Here is a 16,040-nt window from a genome sequence, read left to right as displayed (position 1 = left end):
CGTGCTCCCGGGCACCCCCGGGTATCAAAACATGCGCCGCAGGCTCAAGCGGTTAAAGGCCCGTTCGCCAAAGCCAAAGCCAAAGCCAGAGCCAGAGCCAGAGCCAGAGCCAGAGCCAGAGCCAGAGCCAGAGCCAGAGCCAGAGCCAGAGCCAGAGCCAGAGCCAGAGCCAGAGCCAACACTACAGCCCCAACAAACCCCCACCTCTAACACCCACCCAGCCCCAACACCCCCAAACAACGCCGCCCCGCCAACCCACTACGCCGACAAAACCCCCCGCTGCGTCGACACATTGTGATAATGCCGATCCAGCCGCGGATGCATCACCCGAAACCACGCCACCGGCACCAGCGCCAGCAAAATCATCATCGGATAGCTCCCCGGCAGCATCGGCGATTCGGCCTGGTCGCCCAGCGTGGCAAAGGGTGCGCCCGGGCGGACGTGGTGGTCGGCGTGGCGTTGCAGTTCAAACATCAGATAGTTGCTCAGCCGGAAATTGCTGCTCCAGCTATGCGCCGCCGTGGCGCGCTCAAAGCCGCCGTCGGCGCGTTGCGCCCGCATCAGGCCGTAATGCTCGATGTATTGCACCGCTTCCAGCAACGAAAACCCCACCACCGCCTGCACGATAAACGTCATCGCGCCGGCCAGGCCGGCAAAGTAATATGCCGCCGCCAGCAAGCCCACGCTGATGGTTACGCCCAGCAGCACTTCATTGCGCCAGTGCCAATCGGGCAAGCGCAGCTTCATCAGTCGTTGGGATTCGTGCTGCCATGCGCAGCGAAAGCTGCCGGTCACCGCCTGCCGCCAGAAGCGATAAAAAGTCTGGCCGCGCCGCGCCGTGCACGGGTCATGCGGCGTGCCCAGCCAGACGTGATGGCCGTGCAGATGTTCGACGTGGTAATGACCGTAGCAGGACGTCCACACCAGCAAGCGCGACAGTTTGCGCTGCAGCCAGCCAGGGCTATGGCCCAGTTCGTGCGATGCGGCCAGGCCCACGCCCGCCTGGATGCCCAGCGCCAGCGTATTGCCCACCCATTCCAGCGCCGTCCAGTGCCGCGCCGACAGCACGCCGATCACCAGCACGCCCACGCATAACGGTACAAACGCTTCGAGGATATATTGCGAGCCCGAGCTTTCCACATGGTGCGGCAAGCGCGGGGCGCGGCCCACCAGCCAGTCGCCCAGCGGCAGCAGTACAAAGGCAAACAGCGGCAGGCTAAAGCTGGCGATGCCGCCGGCCAGCATGCCAAACAGGGCCAGCAGAGGCAGTAGCCACGACAGCATGTAAAGGACAGAAATGGGGCGAGTGGTCACGCGCGCTCCGGCAGATTCTTGTTGTGTTGTGGGTCACAACAATATCAAGAGCGCGTTGGCTGCAAGCTGTAAGACAGCCAGGCGGATAAAAGCGGCGATAACTGGCACAAAATCGCCGGTATCACCGCGTATCACACCGTGTCAGGGTCTATCAGAAAATGCTAATGGCATTTCAAACGCTGCTGCAGCCTCGCTTTACACCCCGGTGCAACTCACCATTCCGCCACGCTGCCATCCGCATGCCGCCACAGCGGATTACGCCAGTCCGGGGCATTTTTGCTGCGCTCAATGATCAGCGCTTCATCCAGTTCCACGCCCAGGCCCGGCTTGGTAAACGGCTTGATATGGCCGTTCTCCAGCGCGAAGTCGGCTTTGTTCAGCACGTAATCCAGCACTTCGCCGCCCTTGTTGTAGTGGATGCCCATGCTCTGTTCCTGGATAAATGCATTCCACGACACAAAGTCCACCTGCAGGCACGCCGCCAGCGCAATCGGCCCCAGCGGGCAATGCGGCGCTAGTGCCACGTCGTAGGCTTCGGCCATGCTGGCGATTTTCATGCATTCGGTAATGCCGCCCGCGTGCGACAAATCGGGCTGCAGAATCGACAAGCCGCCCGCCGCCAAGACATTCTTGAATTCGAAGCGCGAATACATCCGCTCGCCGGCCGCCAGCGGAATATGCGTTTGCGCCGCCAGTTTGGGGTAGTACTCGGCTTGTTCGGCCAGCACCGGTTCTTCAATAAACAGCGGCCGGTACGGCTCTAGTTCCTTGATCAGCACGCGCGCCATCGGCGCGGTAACGCGGCCATGAAAATCAAGGCCGAACTCGATCTTGTTGCCAAACGCCTCGCGGATTTCCGCCACTTTGCGCACGGCCGCATCAATGGCGCGGCTGTTGTCGATGACGGCCAGTTCTTCGCAGCCATTCATCTTGAAGGTGTCAAAGCCCACATCCACACGCGCCTGGATATCGCGAATGATGTCCGCGGGCCGGTCGCCGCCCACCCAGCTATAGGTTTTGACGCGATCACGCACCAGCCCACCCAGCAACTGGTATACCGGCACACCCAGCGCTTTGCCTTTGATATCCCACAGCGCCTGGTCAATGCCGGCAATCGCGCTCATCAAGATGCCGCCGCCGCGATAAAAGCCCGCGCGGTACAGCACTTGCCACAAATCATTGATGCGCGCCGGGTCTTGCCCGATCAGGTATTCGCTCATTTCGTGCACGGCGGCTTCCACCGTTTTGGCGCGGCCTTCCAGCACCGGCTCGCCCCAGCCGACGATGCCTTCGTCGGTTTCAATCTTCAAAAACATCCAGCGCGGCGGTACACGGTAGGTGGTGATGCGGGTAATTTTCATGGTCGAGTGATGTCCCCGGTGGCGGCCTGATAAGCCGCAATAAAGTCACGCGCCTGGCTGCTGGTGCGGCTGACCGGCTGGCCCGGCTTGTACAGATCGCTGCCCAGCCCAGCGCCAATGCAACCGGCGCGCAGATAGTCTTTCAGGTTAAGCGGCGTAACGCCGCCCACAGCCATCACCGGCGTGCCAGCGGGCAATACGGCGCGCACGGCCTTGATGTAATCGGGGCCGAACGAACCGGCCGGAAACACCTTCAGCGTGTGCGCGCCTGCCTCCAGCGCGGCAAAGCATTCCGTGGGCGTGGCCACGCCTGCAGCCACAACCTGGCCCAGCTCAACGGCGCGGCGAATCACGGCCGGATTGGTGTTGGGCGTCACGATCAGCTTGCCGCCCAGTTCGGCCAGTTGCTCCACATACTGCGGCTGCAACACCGTACCGCCGCCAATCAACGCTTGCTCGCTGAATGCGGCCACCACGCTGCGCAGACTGATGGCCCAGTCGGGCGAATTAAGCGGAATCTCGATCGCGTCAAAGCCGGCGTCGATCAACGCACCGACGTGGTCCAGCGCTTCGGGCGGCGTAATGCCGCGCAGGATGGCGATCAGGGGCAGGGCGGTGGGCCAGGTCATGGCGGTCCTTTGCGGGTTATTCGTGATACAGCTGGCTGCGGCCGCCATCGATCAGGATGTCGGTGGCATTGATAAAACGCGCTTCGTCGCTGGCTAAAAACAGCGCGGTATACGCCACTTCTTCGGGCTCGCCGATGCGTTTGCACGGCAACAGATCGGTCTGGCGCTGGCGCTCGGCCGGGCTGAGCGTGGCCAGCCAGTCTTCGGCCAGCGGCGTCAGGATCAAACCCGGCGACACCGAATTAACGCGGATGCCTTGCGCCGCATATTGAATGCCCAGCGCTTTGGTCAGCCCAATCAAGCCATGCTTGGCCACGGGGTAGGGAAACGCGCCCGGAATAATCTTGTGGCCATGCACCGAGGCGATATTGACGATGTTGCCGTAGCCGCGCGCCAGCATGTGCGGCAGCAGCGCTTGCGCACAGTGCCACGCGCCTTTCAGGTCGACGGCAAAGCAGCGTTCCCACTCGTCGTCGGTTAGTTTGAGCGGGTCGTTAAAGACATTGATGCCCGCGTTATTGATCAGGATATCCACCTGGCCAAAGCGTTCCAGCGCCGCGTCGGCCATGCGCTTGACGCTGTCGGCGTCGGCCACGTCGGCCTCGGCGATCAGCGCGTTTTCCACGCCCACTTCGCCCAGCAAGGCGCGCGCGCGTTCGTCGCGCTGGCGCACATTGATGACCACTTTGGCGCCGTGCTGCGCAAACAAGCGCACGCAGGCCGCGCCGATGCCTTGCGCCGCACCGGTTACCAGCGCCACTTTGCCTTCCAGCCGCTTCATTGCCGTTCCTCCGTCGCATGCCATGCGTCATTGCGCACGGTGAACACATAGTCGCGCTGCAAGGTTTCACCTTGTTTGAGCACGGTTAATCCGTGCAGACCATCGGGCAAATTAAGTGCATTGACCGGGTGGTCGGCCGGTTCAACGCAAAAATAATCGCGGCCCGGTGGCGTATACAGCACGTAGTAATGGCTGTCGCACATCAGCTCCACGTGCAGCTCGCGCCGCGGCCAGAACACGGTGATCACGCCTTGCGCGCCGGTAAATGCATGATTGATGCGCGTGGTTTCCGGCAAGGCGCGCGGCAGGCGGTAATCGTATTCGCCGCTCACTGGCTGCAAACTGAGCGGCAGATCGTCTTCGGCCGCTTGCCACATCGCTTGCGCCGGCGCATGCAGCAACACATCGGGGCTCCGCGGAAAAAACGGATGCAGGCCCAGTCCAAACGGCAGCGTGGTTGGGCTTTGGTTGGTGACACTGACGTGGATGCGCAAACGCGGGCCATCCAGCGTATAGGTTTGTACGGCGTGATAGGCAAACGGGCCGGGGCCGGTATAGGTCTGGCTCACGCTGACCGAGGTGGCGTCTTGCGCCACCACCTGCCACGGCGCAAACGCGCCATGGCCATGGATGGGATAACGCTCATTGTCGCGCGTGCGCGGCACAGTAAAAGTCTGGCCCTCAAACTGGAACTGACCGTGGCCGATGCGGTTGGACCACGGCACCATGGTGTAGCAGGCCAGCGAATTGGGCTCGGCGTCGTCGGCGTCGGCGGCGCGGGCGCGGAAGATCGGCTGGGCCTGTTCGCCGTCCAGCCAGTCAAAGCGGGCAATGCCGCCCGCCAGTTGCGGCAAGACTTCCAGCAGAAACTGATCGTTTTTCAGCGTAACGGTGTGCAGCGTGGCCGATGGCATCAGACTTCTCCCAACCAGATGTTTTCGGGCAGGCCGCGCACGCCGGGAATCTCCAGCGCAAACACCGAACCGGCTTCGGGCTGTTGCGCCAGCGCGGCGTCATCCAGACCGGCGCGCGCGCTGGTAATAAACAACGTGTTTTGTTCCGGCCCGCCGAATGTGACGCAAGTGGGTTGCGCCACCGGCAGATGAATCTTGCGGTCGATGCTGCCATCGGGCGCGTAGCGCGTAACGCAGTGGCCCGCCCATTCGGCATTCCACAAATAGCCGGCGGCATCCACGGTGGAGCCATCGGGTTCGATGACGGTATCGCCCAGGTCGTGGAATACGCTGATTTCAGCAATCGCACCGGTCACGCTGTCGTAGGCGCACTGCATAATTTTGTGCTGCAGCGAATCGCACCAGTACAGCGTGCCGCCGTCCGGGCTGAAGGCCAGGCTGTTGGAAATGGCGATGGCGGGCAGCGCTAATTGCTGCAAACGGCTTTCGGTATCAAAGCGGTAGAAGTGGCCTTTGGCCTCGGCGCTGCGTTCGTGCATGGTGCCAAACACCAGGTTGCCCGCGCGGTCGACGCGGCCATCGTTGCAGCGCGTGCCCGGGGTTTCAGGTTCCACCGGCGTCAGGCGTTTGATGGCGCCGCTGGCGGTGTTAAACAGCGCCAGGCCCGCATCAAAGGCCACCAGCAGCACGTCATCATCCTGGGTAAAGGCAAAGCAGCACACGCGCTGCGGCGTGCTCCAGTAGCGATGCTGGCCGGTGCGCAAATCCAGCTGCCACAGTTCTTTGGCATGGATATTGGTCCACCACAGCAAGCCGCTTTGCGGATGCTGGATGATGCCCTCGGCCAGGTTGTACTGGCCCGCCGACAGACTTTGCAGCGCGTGATGATTGATCGGTGTATTCATGCGATGCCTTCCGTGTTTGCGCGGCGCGGATCAGGTCCAGCCGCCGTCGATAATGAAATCCTGGGCCGAGATCATGCAGCTGTCGTCGGCCGCCATAAACAAGGCCAGCGCCGCCACGTGTTCGGGCCGCACGCGGCCGGGCAGGGTCTGGCTGTGGTCGATTTCGCGCTCGCCGGCTTCGTCCACCCACAAGCGCAGTTGTTTTTCGGTCATGGTCCAGCCGGGCACCAGCGCGTTGACGCGGATATTGTGCGGGCCCAGTTCGCGCGCCAGGCTGCGGGTCAGGCCATGGATGGCGGCTTTGGCGGTGGCATAGGCGGGGTAGCCGGGCGCTTTGATCATCCAGCTGGTGCTGCCCAGGTTGATGATGGAACCGCCGCCCGCTTGTTGCATGCCGGGCGCGACGGCTTGCGCGGCAAAAAACTGATGGCGCAGGTTGATGTTCATGGCGTTATCCCAGAACTCGACCGTGACTTCTTCCACCGTGTGGCGCGCATCGTTGGCGGCGTTGTTGATCAACGCGGTGATCGGGCCATGCGCTTCGCGCGCGGCGGCGATGGCGGCCTGCAGCGCGCTGATGTCGGTCACGTCGCACTGGATAAACAGCGGGGTATGCAAAACCTGCTCGGACAATTGCGCCGCCAGCGTGCTGCCGGCATCGGCGTTGCGGCCGATAAACGCCACCCGCGCGCCCTGGCGGGCAAAGGCATCGACAAAGGCGCTGCCGATGCCGGTGGTGCCCCCGCTGATAAAGACGCTCTTGTCGACCAGGCTGGGGTAAGTCGCAAACAGGTTCGCGTTCATCCGGCACTCCCGAGGCGTGAAAAGCCGCCCGGAAGGGGCGGCACGCCGGTTAATCTACGCTGCGTTTGAAACGCCGAGGATCAGGTGTAGCCCTGGGCTCCGCCCAGCCGCACACTATGCTCCGCGCCGTTTCAGATAGGGTGGGACTCGGCGTCCCCGTCTGGACCCACCCTATGGGCAGCCCCATTTCTTATAGGGTGGGTCATGACCCACCCTTCAAAGCCACAAAGAAGAACGCAACGTTCGCGGGTCTCATCGGCGGCTTTGAGCGGTGGGTCACGACCCACCCATGGACAGCGCCATTTCCTATAGGGTGGGTCATGACCCACCCTCCAAAGCCATCAAGAAGAACGCAATGATCGCGGGTCTCATCGGCGGCTTTGAGCGGCGGTCACGACCCACCCTATGGACAGCGCCATTTCTTATAGGGTGGGTCACGACCCACCCTATGCACCGCCATTTCTTATAGGGTGGGTTATGACCCACCCTCCAAAGCCACAAAGAAGAACGCAACGATCGCGGGTCTCATCGGCGGCTTTGAGCGGTGGGTCACGACCCACTCTATGGACAGCGCCATTTTTTATAGGGTGGGTCATGACCCACCCTCCGAAGCCATCAAAAAGAACGCAATGTTCGCGGGTCTCATCAGCGGCTTTGAGCGGTGGGTCACGACCCACCCTATGCGTTCATCAAGACGTCTTGCCGCGGTTCTTCAGTTGGTCGATCAGCACGGCCACAAACAGGATGGCGGCGCGCACTTCGTATTGGTAGAACGCGTCGATGTTCTTCAGGTTCATGGCGTTTTGCACCATGCCCATGATCAGCACGCCGACTACTACGCCGCTGATGGTGGCGCGGCCGCCGGCCAGCGATACGCCGCCCAGCACGCACGCCGCAATCACGTCCAGCTCAAAGCCCTGGCCCGCGTTGGGCTGGCCGCTGGTAATCCGCGACGCCAGGATAATGCCGGCCAGCGCCGTCACCACGCCCTGGATCAGAAAGATGTAGATGCGCGTGCGATCCACCGCCACACCGGCCAGGCGCGCTGCGTCGGGGTTGCCACCGATGGCCAGCGTGTTGCGGCCGTACACGGTTTTGTTGAGCATCACGCCAAACACAACAACGCAGCCTATCCAGAACAACACCGGGATCGGCATACCAAACAGATCGTTATTGCCCAGATTAAAAAACGCTTCGTTGCTGATACCGACGGCCTGGCCGTGCGAGGCAATAAAGCCCAGCCCGCGCACCGCGCCCATCGTGACCAGCGTGGCAATCAGCGCGTTGATGCGTAGCTTTGCGATGGTAAAGCCGTTGAACAGGCCAATGGCCGCGCCCGCCAGCAAGCTGCCGCCCACGCCCAGCACAATGCTGCCGGTGGAGTTGATGATCATGGCGCACAGCACGCCGGCAAAAGCGATGGTGGAGCCGACCGACAAGTCAAAGTCGCGCGAGGCCAGGCAGAACATCATGGTGCAGGCCACCATGCCGATCTGCGACACCGACAGCGCCAGACCCTTCATGTTGGTAAACGAGAAAAAGTACTCAACGTTGAACGACAGCACCACAAACAGCACCAGAAAAATCAGGATGATGCTGTAGTCGCTGGCGAACTTGATCAGCTTTTGCTGGCCTGCGCTGCGGCCCGGAGGCGGCGGTGCGGACGGTGGGTTGGCGGACGCGCTGGTCGGCTCGGCCGGCAGCGGTTGTACCTGAGTGGGCGTGGTTTGCATGGCTAGTCCTCTGCGGGGCGTTAATCGGGTTGTTACGCCGTCACCGGCGCGGCGGCCGGGGTGGGGGCGCTGACGGGCAGGGCCAGCGTCAGTACGTTGCGTTCATTGGCGTCAGTGCGGTTCAGCTCGCCGGTAATGCGGCCCTGGCACATGGTGATGATGCGATCGGACACGCCCAGTACTTCAGGCAGTTCGCTCGACACCATGATCACGGCCACGCCTTTTTCGGCCAGGCCGTACAGCACCTGATAAATCTCGTTTTTGGCGCCCACGTCGATCCCGCGCGTGGGTTCGTCGATGATCAGCACGCGCAAATCCTGCTCGGCCAGCCAGCGCGCCAGAATGGCTTTTTGCTGGTTACCGCCCGACAAAAAGCGGATTTCCTGATGGCGGCTGGGGGTCTTGATGCGCAACAGCTTGATATAGCCTTCGGCGGTGCCCGCTTCGGCGCTGTCATTCACAAAGAAATGCGCGCGCCGATAGTGTCGGCGGCAGCTGATATTGATGTTTTCCGACACCGAGCGGCCCGGCACGATGCCTTCTTGCTTGCGGTCTTCCGGGCACAGCACCAGGCCGGAATGGATGGCCTGGCTGATGCTGGTGATATTGCCCTTGATGCCGTCCAGTTCCACCGTGCCGGTGGCGCGCACGTCGGCGCCATAAATCAGGCGCATCAGTTCACTGCGACCCGCGCCGACCAGGCCAAAGAAGCCAAGGATTTCGCCTTTACGCACCGAGAAGGTGGCGGGCGTCGGCACTTTTTTGCCGCTGAGGTTCTGCACGGTCATTGCCACCTCGCCCAGGGCGCGTGGCTTGTAATCAAAGATGTCCTTGATCTCGCGCCCGACCATGCCTTGTACCAGCTGGTCGCGCGTGATCTGGCTTAGATCATGGTGTTCGGCCACTTTGCGGCCATCACGGAAAATGGTGCAGCCGTCGCACAGTTCGAAGATTTCTTCGAGCCGGTGCGAGATATAAATCAGCGCCTTACCGCGTGCCTTCAGGTCGCGGATCATGCGGAACAGGATTTCGCTTTCGCGGTGCGAGAGCGAGCTGGTGGGCTCATCCAGCGCAATCACGGTGGCGTCGCGCAGCACCGCCTTGCAGATTTCCACCATCTGGCGCTGGCCAATCGACAGATCAATCAGGCGCGCCAGCGGGTCGATATCCACGCCCAGACGCTGCAAGTTGTCACGTGTCCAGCGGATGGCTTCGCCGCGGCGCACAAACCCGAAGCGCGTGGGCAAATGACCCAGCAGCAGGTTTTCCATCACCGTCAGTTCGGGCACGTATTGCAATTCTTGATGGATGATGGCGATGCCGGCATCGATCGAATCACGGCTGCGGGTAAAGTGCCGCTCCGTGCCATCGAGCATCACCTGGCCACCATCGGGTATATATTCGCCGCCCAGGATCTTGAGCAGCGTGGACTTGCCCGCGCCGTTCTCACCGAGCAAGCCATGCACCTGGCCGCGGTCGACCGCAAAGCTGACATCCGACAGCGCTTTCACACCCGGGAAGGTCTTGGTGATCGATCTGAATTCGAGAAAATGCGACAAAGCGGGACTCCTTGCTTCAACTTGATTTCCGCTGCGATAGGGTGGGTCTGGACCCACCTTTCAAAGCCATAAAAAGAGCACTAACGATTGCGGGTTAACTCAGCGGCTTTGCGTATAGGTTTTTGCCGGGGACATCGAGGCCCGCCCCAAAACGCCGTCGCATAGGGTGGGTCGAGACCCACCTTGCAAAGCCATAAAAAAGAACACTAACGATCGCGGGTTTGTTCAGCGGCGTGGCGTTAAGCCAAAACCGGAGGGCCCAAACCACGCGAAACGCAAATAGCGCAAATCTGATCAGCGGCTTTGGGTGGTGGGTCTCGACCCACCCTATGCCGCGTGCTTTCCAGCGCCATCGTCAAGCCCGCGCTTTATTCCGGCGCCCCCAAATCCAGGCAGGCGCCAAAACAAGCAGACGGTTTTAAAACCACTGCCGCGTAGGGGCCGCTGCGGTGTGCCCAGGTTGAGGGCCGCCGGCGCGCAGGGAGCGTAAACGTACTTGGTTGTACGTGGGCATCCCAAGCACCGCCGGACCTCAAGATGGGTACGCCGCAGTGGCCCGAACCATTACTCCAGGCCCATTTCCTTGCGGACTTGCTGGATGTTGTCGCGGGTCATCAGCATACCGGTGGTAAACGTCACCTTCGGCGGTTCCTGGTTATGCGCAATCCAGTTGTACATGTTGACCGAGGTCTCGTAGCCGTGACGTTTCGGGCTGATCAGCACGGTGCCGAAGAAGCCGGTTTTTTCACCCTTCTTGAACTCGTTCAGCGCGGACTGGCTGCCGCCAATGCCGATACCGATCATGTCGTCAGCCTTGGCGCCATGGCCTTCCGCTGCACGCACCGCGCCCAGCACGGCTTCGTCGTTCAGACCAAACGCCAGCCAGTGTTTGTATTTCGGGTTTTGCGTGATCGCCACGTTGGCGGCGTTAAACGCAGCTTCGGTGTCGGTCTTGGCTTGCGGCGCGTTGATGATGTTGGCTTTCGGGAAGCCGCCTGCGGTCAGCGCAGCAATTGCGCCATCGGTACGCTCTTTGGCGGTGGGCAGCTGGTCATAGCTGATACGGATGGCGCCCACTTCTTCCGGCTTCCAGCCGCGTTTCTTGATTTCGGCCACCATGGCGGAGCCGACTTGCTCGCCAATCTTGTAAGCCGAAATACCCATGTGCGGCACCGATTCCAGCGGCTTGCCGCTGCCGTCCACAAAACGGTCATCGACGGTCATGATCTTCAGGCCAGCGGCTTTGGCGCGCGCTACCACAGCCGGTCCCAGCTTGACGTCCGGGGCGCAGATGATGAAGCCCTGAGCATGTTGCGCCGCCAGGTTGTCGATGGCAGCCAGCACCTGGTCGCCGCTCGGCACACCAATCTTGACCAGCGTAAAGCCCTTGTCTTTAGCGGCCTGGTCAGCAAATTTCCATTCGTCCTGGAACCACGGTTCTTCAGCTTGCTTGACCAGGAAACCGATCTTGACCGGATCAGCAGCGTGGACCAGGGCCGGGGCCATCATCGCGATGGACAAGCCCAGGGTGCTTAGTACCTTCTTCAATTGCAGCTTCATTTTTGTCGACTCCTTGTGTCCCGTGGGAAACGGGGTTGCTTTTTGACGATGCGGTACATCGTCGTGCCGTGCGGGCGCAGAAGACCCGCCGTTTTTCTTCGGTAATGCGACTACGCGTAAATCTGCTTCTGTTGTTGTTCGAGGTTGCGGCGGGCGGCCGCGCTCAAGCCAGTAGCCCGCGCGCCCGGGCGACTTCGATCGCGCCAAAGCCGGCCAGATTGGCTTGTTGTTCGTCGGTGGTGACCACGATGTCGCCCGAGAAAAAATCATCGTGCTTGACCAGCAGCGCCAGCGATTCGCGCAGCATGGCTTTGCCAGTCACCACAAATTGCGTACCCGGCGTCATGCGGAACGCGGAAGAATTTTTCAGCGTCAGCAAATCCGCGCCCAACACGGCGCCCAGCAGAAAGTTGGCGCGGGCGTTGCGCTCGTAAATGGTGAACTGATCGAGAATGCGCACGGTAAAACACGCGCGGCCCAGGCCGATCTTGCCGGCCGAACGCGCGCCAGCCAGCAGCATCTCGGTATCGATCTCGTCGGCAAAATCGCTATCGAGCGAGCCGGCGAGAATGGTGTTGTGGGTAATCACATGCAGCAGTTCGCCCGCCAGCGTGGTGACGCAGCCGCTGATGCAGCCGTTTTCATCCAGATGCACAAACTTGGAATGCGAACCGGGCAGCACGATGACGGTGGGCTTGTTGATGCCCAGACGTTGCACCAGGCCCATGGTTTCGACTTCTTCGCCGCGCATCATGTCCATCGCTTCGACGTTGTGCAGGCCGATGTTGTCGACGCGGTTACGCACACCCGGCACAAACCACACCGGCGGTTCGCACACTTCGGGGATATGCGCCTGCACCATGGCGGCGGCCAGTTCGTCGCGGCCGGCCGGGGCCAGCACATGCGGTACTTCGTGCAGGCCCACGTTGGAGGTAATCATGCCCGAGCCCAGCACCAGATCGATCTGGCCGATTTCCAGCCGTGCATCGCCCAGCGCGGCGGCGATGGTCTGGCGTACACCATTTTGCAGCGCCACCGGGCTACCGCTGATGGCGGTATCGCGCACACCCACCTGGCGCGCCGCCTGACACAGCGCCTGCTGGTCACGCCACACCGTCACGCGGGTGTTGGTGGTGCCTGTGTCGATGGTGAGGATATGCATGCGCTAAGGCCGGCGGTTGGGGTGAGCGCATTTAATCCTTGTGTAGCTGGCTGTGACAAACTACAAATTTATTTGCTATCGTTAAGAAAAATTTGATGAGTCCCTATGGCCCGACGTTTACCTCCACTTAACGCATTACGCATGTTTGAGGTTGCCGCCCGCTTGACCAGCTTTACGCAGGCGGCGCAGGAACTGCACGTGACCAATGCGGCGGTCAGCCACCAGATCAAGCAACTGGAAGAGTTTCTGGGGCTGCAGTTATTTGAGCGCAGGAATAATCAGCTATCGCTGACGATGGCCGGCGAAAGTTACTTACCGCGCGTGCGCGAGGCTTTCAGGGCCTTGCAGCAGGCCACCGACGCATTGCTGGATGACAAAACCACCACCTTGCGCGTGGCGGTGCCGCCCGCTTTAGGGACGAAATGGCTGGTACCGCGCTTGTACCGGTTTCTGAATCTGCACCCGGATGTGCGGGTAGAGGTGTCGTCCGATTTTGACCGCGATTACCAGCGCAACGACATCACCATTGACCATCGCCAGGTGGATGCACCTGACCTTGTGGTCGAAAGATTTACCTCAAGTACGGTGTTCCCTGTATGTAACCCGGCCACGGCGACTACGATCCGCAACACCCAGGATCTGGCCCGACAGACGCTATTGCACGAGCGCAGCCAGCAACGGCAATCGCATTTGCCCAACTGGCAACAGTGGCTGGAAGAGTCGGGCGCGGCGCAAATCGACGCCAGCCACGGGCCAGCCTTTTCAGATGCGCAAATGACCTTACAAGCGGCCATTGATGGCCAGGGCATCGCGCTAGGGCAACAGATATTGGTGGAATACGATATCGCCGCGGGCCGGCTGGTGCGGCCGCTGGCCAAAGAGGTGTCGCTGCGCGTGCCGTATTACCTGATCTTTCCGCAGCACGCGGCGCAAAGCCATGCGTTTGCGGTGTTCCGGCAATGGCTGATGGATGAGGCAAAGCGAAGCGGGTAGAGGCGTACACTGCGATTTTTGGCCAGGCGGGCAGATAAAATGACAGACCAAACGATGCAGACAAACCTTGATGTACAGCCCGTGCAGCCTTGGCAGGCGTTTTATACGCTGTGTGAGGCGTGCGGCGCAGAGATTGATTTTCTCGATCAACGGGACGGCTTGATGATCGAGCTGCGAGATGCTGCCTTATCGACGGACTAGCCCATCCGCCCGGCGGCGGTTGTGCAATGCAGCATGATGGCTAGAATTCAGCAAACGGTCGTTTTAATGCCGGGAGCCAAGATGAATAGCCGAGTCCGCGAACCTGAATTGCTGGAAGACAGCGCCAATGGTGGCCAATGGAGCGCTTTGGTATTGCGCTGCAGCACGCTGGAAGCCGATGCCGCCGCCGCGTTTTTTCTGGATGCGCGCAATGCGCCGCTGCCTTTGGGTCTGGCTGACCAGAGCCTGGGCCTACAAACCTGTTGATCTGCCGCTATCCATAGGGTGGGTCAAGACCCACCAATCAAAGCCGAAGATCAAGCCGCAACGCTTTGCTGCGCCACTTTGATCGGTGGGTCGCGACGGGGACGCCGAGTCCCACCCTATGGTTGATTACGCAAAAGCGCGGTTGCGCTGTCCGTCCGCGTTAATCAACCCACTTCTATATATAAAGGCAGCCTTGGCTGCCTTTTTCTTTCTTGTAATTTAACAATACAAACCACACTATCCATTACGCGTGTAACAGCTTTGCCGGTCGCGCGGCGCGCTGCGACCAGGGCCAACATGCGCCAGCAAGCGCGGCGCGGCCCGGTGATTGAGCTGCCCGCCCATAAAAAGGGCCGCTCGAAAGCGGCCCTGGTCTGCAGTGCGAGGATCACCCGCAAAGCAATTACAGCGTGGTCGGTGCTACAGCGCGGAACGCGTATTGCGTCATGCCGGATACAGCCGAAGTTTTTTGCGGTGCAGCCTTCGGCGTAGCGACTTGCGTGGCCGGCGCAGCAGCCGGTACGGTGGCCGGGGTCACGGCGCGGAAAGCGTAATCCGCTTTGCCCGGGCCGGTGCTGGCGTCGCTCGATTGTTCGATCGGGTGAGTAGCGCGTTGTGCGTACTGCGCCAGACCGTCAGCGGCTTGGGCGGCGCCCAGTACACCGGCAAAAGCAAACGTGACCACAGCGATGTTGGTTGCAAACTTGTTCATGATGGTGCTCCTTTGTCTTGTTTTGGTGCCGTTATGCATACGGCATCGATGCACTGCATCATATTGACGCGACATATATTGATAAATATCAATACCGGATATTGTTTGTTTCCTCTGGGTTAACAAAGTATGGATACATTGCTGAGCATGAAGGTGTTCAACCAGGTGGCCAGCCTGGGTAGTTTTGTCGCGGCGGCCGAGCGCATGGGTCTGTCCACGGCCATGGTCAGCAAGCATGTCAAACATCTGGAAACCCATCTGGGCGTGCGTTTGCTTAATCGCACCACGCGCAAGCTCAGCCTGACCGGGCCTGGTGGCGTGTACTTTGAACGCTGTCAGCAAGCCATTCATGATCTGGAAGACGCCGAGGAAATGCTCAGCCAGGCCTCGGCCAGCCCGCGCGGCACGCTTAAATTAAGTGCGCCATCGGCCTTCAGCACCAACTATCTGGCGCCGGTACTCAGCGACTATTACGCGCGCTATCCGCATATGAAGGTCGACCTGGCGCTCACCGACAAGGTGATCGATCTGGTGGAAGAGGGCTTTGATATGGGCATCCGGATTTCCGCCTCGCCGCATCCGACGTTGGTGGCGCGTCGGCTTAGCCCGATCAATTTATTGTTTGTGGCGTCGCCCGCTTACCTGGCCGCGCATGGCGCGCCGAAGAAACCATCCGATCTGGTCGACCATCACTGTATTACCTACACCTACAGCAACAATGGCAACGCGTGGGTGTTTGACGGGCCAGATGGCAAATATTCGATTTCGATTGATCCGCGCTTACGCGTCAACAATGGCGAAATGGCGGTGCAAGCCGCGTTGAGCGGCTTGGGCATTACCTTGCAGCCCACCATTCTGATCGAAGAACACATCCACGCGGGCCGGCTGGTGCCGGTGTTGCTGGAATATCCGCGCCCGCCGATTTACGTGTATGCGGTCTACCCGAGTCGTGCCTTTGTCTCGGCCAAATTACGCACCTTTATCGATTTGCTGGTGGAGCACTTTGGCGACAATCCGCCGTGGGAAGAAGGCCCGCTGCGCACCTATATCGAGAGCAAAAGCCGCGCGCGTTCGCAGCCGCGTACCACCGCCGGACGCGAACATCCCGAAGCCCCCGCCACCACGCGCCCAGGCCTCGGCTAAAT

At 60.8% G+C, this 16,040-nt stretch carries 15 protein-coding genes; 3 read left to right on the top strand and 12 right to left on the bottom strand.

Translation table 11 applies throughout. The features are described from left to right. Positions 1–258: 258 nt before the first annotated feature. The 11 genes from WG78_RS19250 to WG78_RS19200 form a co-directional block, all read right to left on the bottom strand. Entirely contained in the window at positions 259–1,314 is a 1,056-nt protein-coding gene (locus tag WG78_RS19250; protein ID WP_152969306.1) for an alkane 1-monooxygenase, read from the bottom strand. 212 nt (positions 1,315–1,526) lie between these two features. Then, a complete protein-coding gene (gene dgoD / locus WG78_RS19245; protein WP_053939463.1) occupies positions 1,527–2,675 on the bottom strand; it encodes a galactonate dehydratase in 1,149 nt (382 codons plus the stop codon). Next, a complete protein-coding gene (locus WG78_RS19240) occupies positions 2,672–3,304 on the bottom strand; it encodes a 2-dehydro-3-deoxy-6-phosphogalactonate aldolase (RefSeq protein WP_053939469.1) in 633 nt (210 codons plus the stop codon). Before WG78_RS19240 ends, dgoD begins: the two co-directional genes overlap by 4 nt. A 16-nt stretch (positions 3,305–3,320) precedes the next feature. Next, positions 3,321–4,085, bottom strand: coding sequence for an SDR family oxidoreductase (locus WG78_RS19235; RefSeq protein WP_053939462.1), 765 nt, complete (start codon positions 4,083–4,085; stop codon positions 3,321–3,323). Further along, on the bottom strand, positions 4,082–4,999 hold the full coding sequence (locus WG78_RS19230) for an aldose 1-epimerase (protein ID WP_053939461.1): 918 nt from the start codon (positions 4,997–4,999) through the stop codon (positions 4,082–4,084). Before WG78_RS19230 ends, WG78_RS19235 begins: the two co-directional genes overlap by 4 nt. Then, on the bottom strand, positions 4,999–5,904 hold the full coding sequence (locus tag WG78_RS19225) for an SMP-30/gluconolactonase/LRE family protein (protein WP_053939460.1): 906 nt from the start codon (positions 5,902–5,904) through the stop codon (positions 4,999–5,001). The genes WG78_RS19230 and WG78_RS19225 overlap by 1 nt, the downstream gene beginning before the upstream one ends. A gap of 30 nt (positions 5,905–5,934) precedes the next feature. Beyond that, positions 5,935–6,708 (bottom strand): SDR family NAD(P)-dependent oxidoreductase, encoded by a 774-nt coding sequence (locus WG78_RS19220; RefSeq protein ID WP_053939459.1) that lies wholly within the window; start codon positions 6,706–6,708, stop codon positions 5,935–5,937. Between the two features lie 689 nt (positions 6,709–7,397). Beyond that, positions 7,398–8,441 (bottom strand): L-arabinose ABC transporter permease AraH, encoded by a 1,044-nt coding sequence (araH, locus tag WG78_RS19215; protein ID WP_053939458.1) that lies wholly within the window; start codon positions 8,439–8,441, stop codon positions 7,398–7,400. Between the two features lie 32 nt (positions 8,442–8,473). Next, on the bottom strand, positions 8,474–10,000 hold the full coding sequence (araG, locus tag WG78_RS19210; protein ID WP_053939457.1) for an L-arabinose ABC transporter ATP-binding protein AraG: 1,527 nt from the start codon (positions 9,998–10,000) through the stop codon (positions 8,474–8,476). Between the two features lie 564 nt (positions 10,001–10,564). Further along, a complete protein-coding gene (locus tag WG78_RS19205) occupies positions 10,565–11,560 on the bottom strand; it encodes an arabinose ABC transporter substrate-binding protein (RefSeq protein ID WP_053939456.1) in 996 nt (331 codons plus the stop codon). Positions 11,561–11,723: 163 nt separating this feature from the next. Continuing rightward, complete coding sequence (locus tag WG78_RS19200; protein WP_053939455.1) at positions 11,724–12,722, bottom strand: 2-dehydro-3-deoxygalactonokinase; 999 nt, start codon at positions 12,720–12,722, stop codon at positions 11,724–11,726. Between the two features lie 105 nt (positions 12,723–12,827). On the opposite strand from WG78_RS19200, the gene gcvA reads away from it, so the two are divergent. Further along, positions 12,828–13,715 carry a transcriptional regulator GcvA gene (gene gcvA, locus WG78_RS19195; RefSeq protein WP_053939454.1) on the top strand — a complete coding sequence of 296 codons (888 nt, stop codon included), beginning with the start codon at positions 12,828–12,830 and terminating at the stop codon, positions 13,713–13,715. A gap of 282 nt (positions 13,716–13,997) precedes the next feature. Continuing rightward, complete coding sequence (locus tag WG78_RS19190; RefSeq protein ID WP_053939453.1) at positions 13,998–14,183, top strand: hypothetical protein; 186 nt, start codon at positions 13,998–14,000, stop codon at positions 14,181–14,183. Between the two features lie 403 nt (positions 14,184–14,586). On the opposite strand, the gene WG78_RS19185 is transcribed toward WG78_RS19190, so the two are convergent. Then, positions 14,587–14,895: a hypothetical protein gene (locus WG78_RS19185; protein ID WP_053939452.1), complete on the bottom strand. Its 309-nt coding sequence runs from the start codon at positions 14,893–14,895 to the stop codon at positions 14,587–14,589. 129 nt (positions 14,896–15,024) lie between these two features. Between WG78_RS19185 and WG78_RS19180 the strand changes: the two genes are divergently transcribed. Continuing rightward, positions 15,025–16,038, top strand: a complete 1,014-nt coding sequence (locus WG78_RS19180) for a LysR family transcriptional regulator (RefSeq protein WP_053939451.1) — start codon at positions 15,025–15,027, stop codon at positions 16,036–16,038. Positions 16,039–16,040 lie beyond the last annotated feature (2 nt).

It is taken from the genome of Amantichitinum ursilacus, from assembly GCF_001294205.1.
Classification (GTDB): Bacteria; Pseudomonadota; Gammaproteobacteria; order Burkholderiales; family Chitinibacteraceae; genus Amantichitinum; species Amantichitinum ursilacus.
The sequence above is the reverse complement of the archived record's forward strand: the minus strand, read 5'-3'. Positions and strand labels throughout refer to the sequence as shown.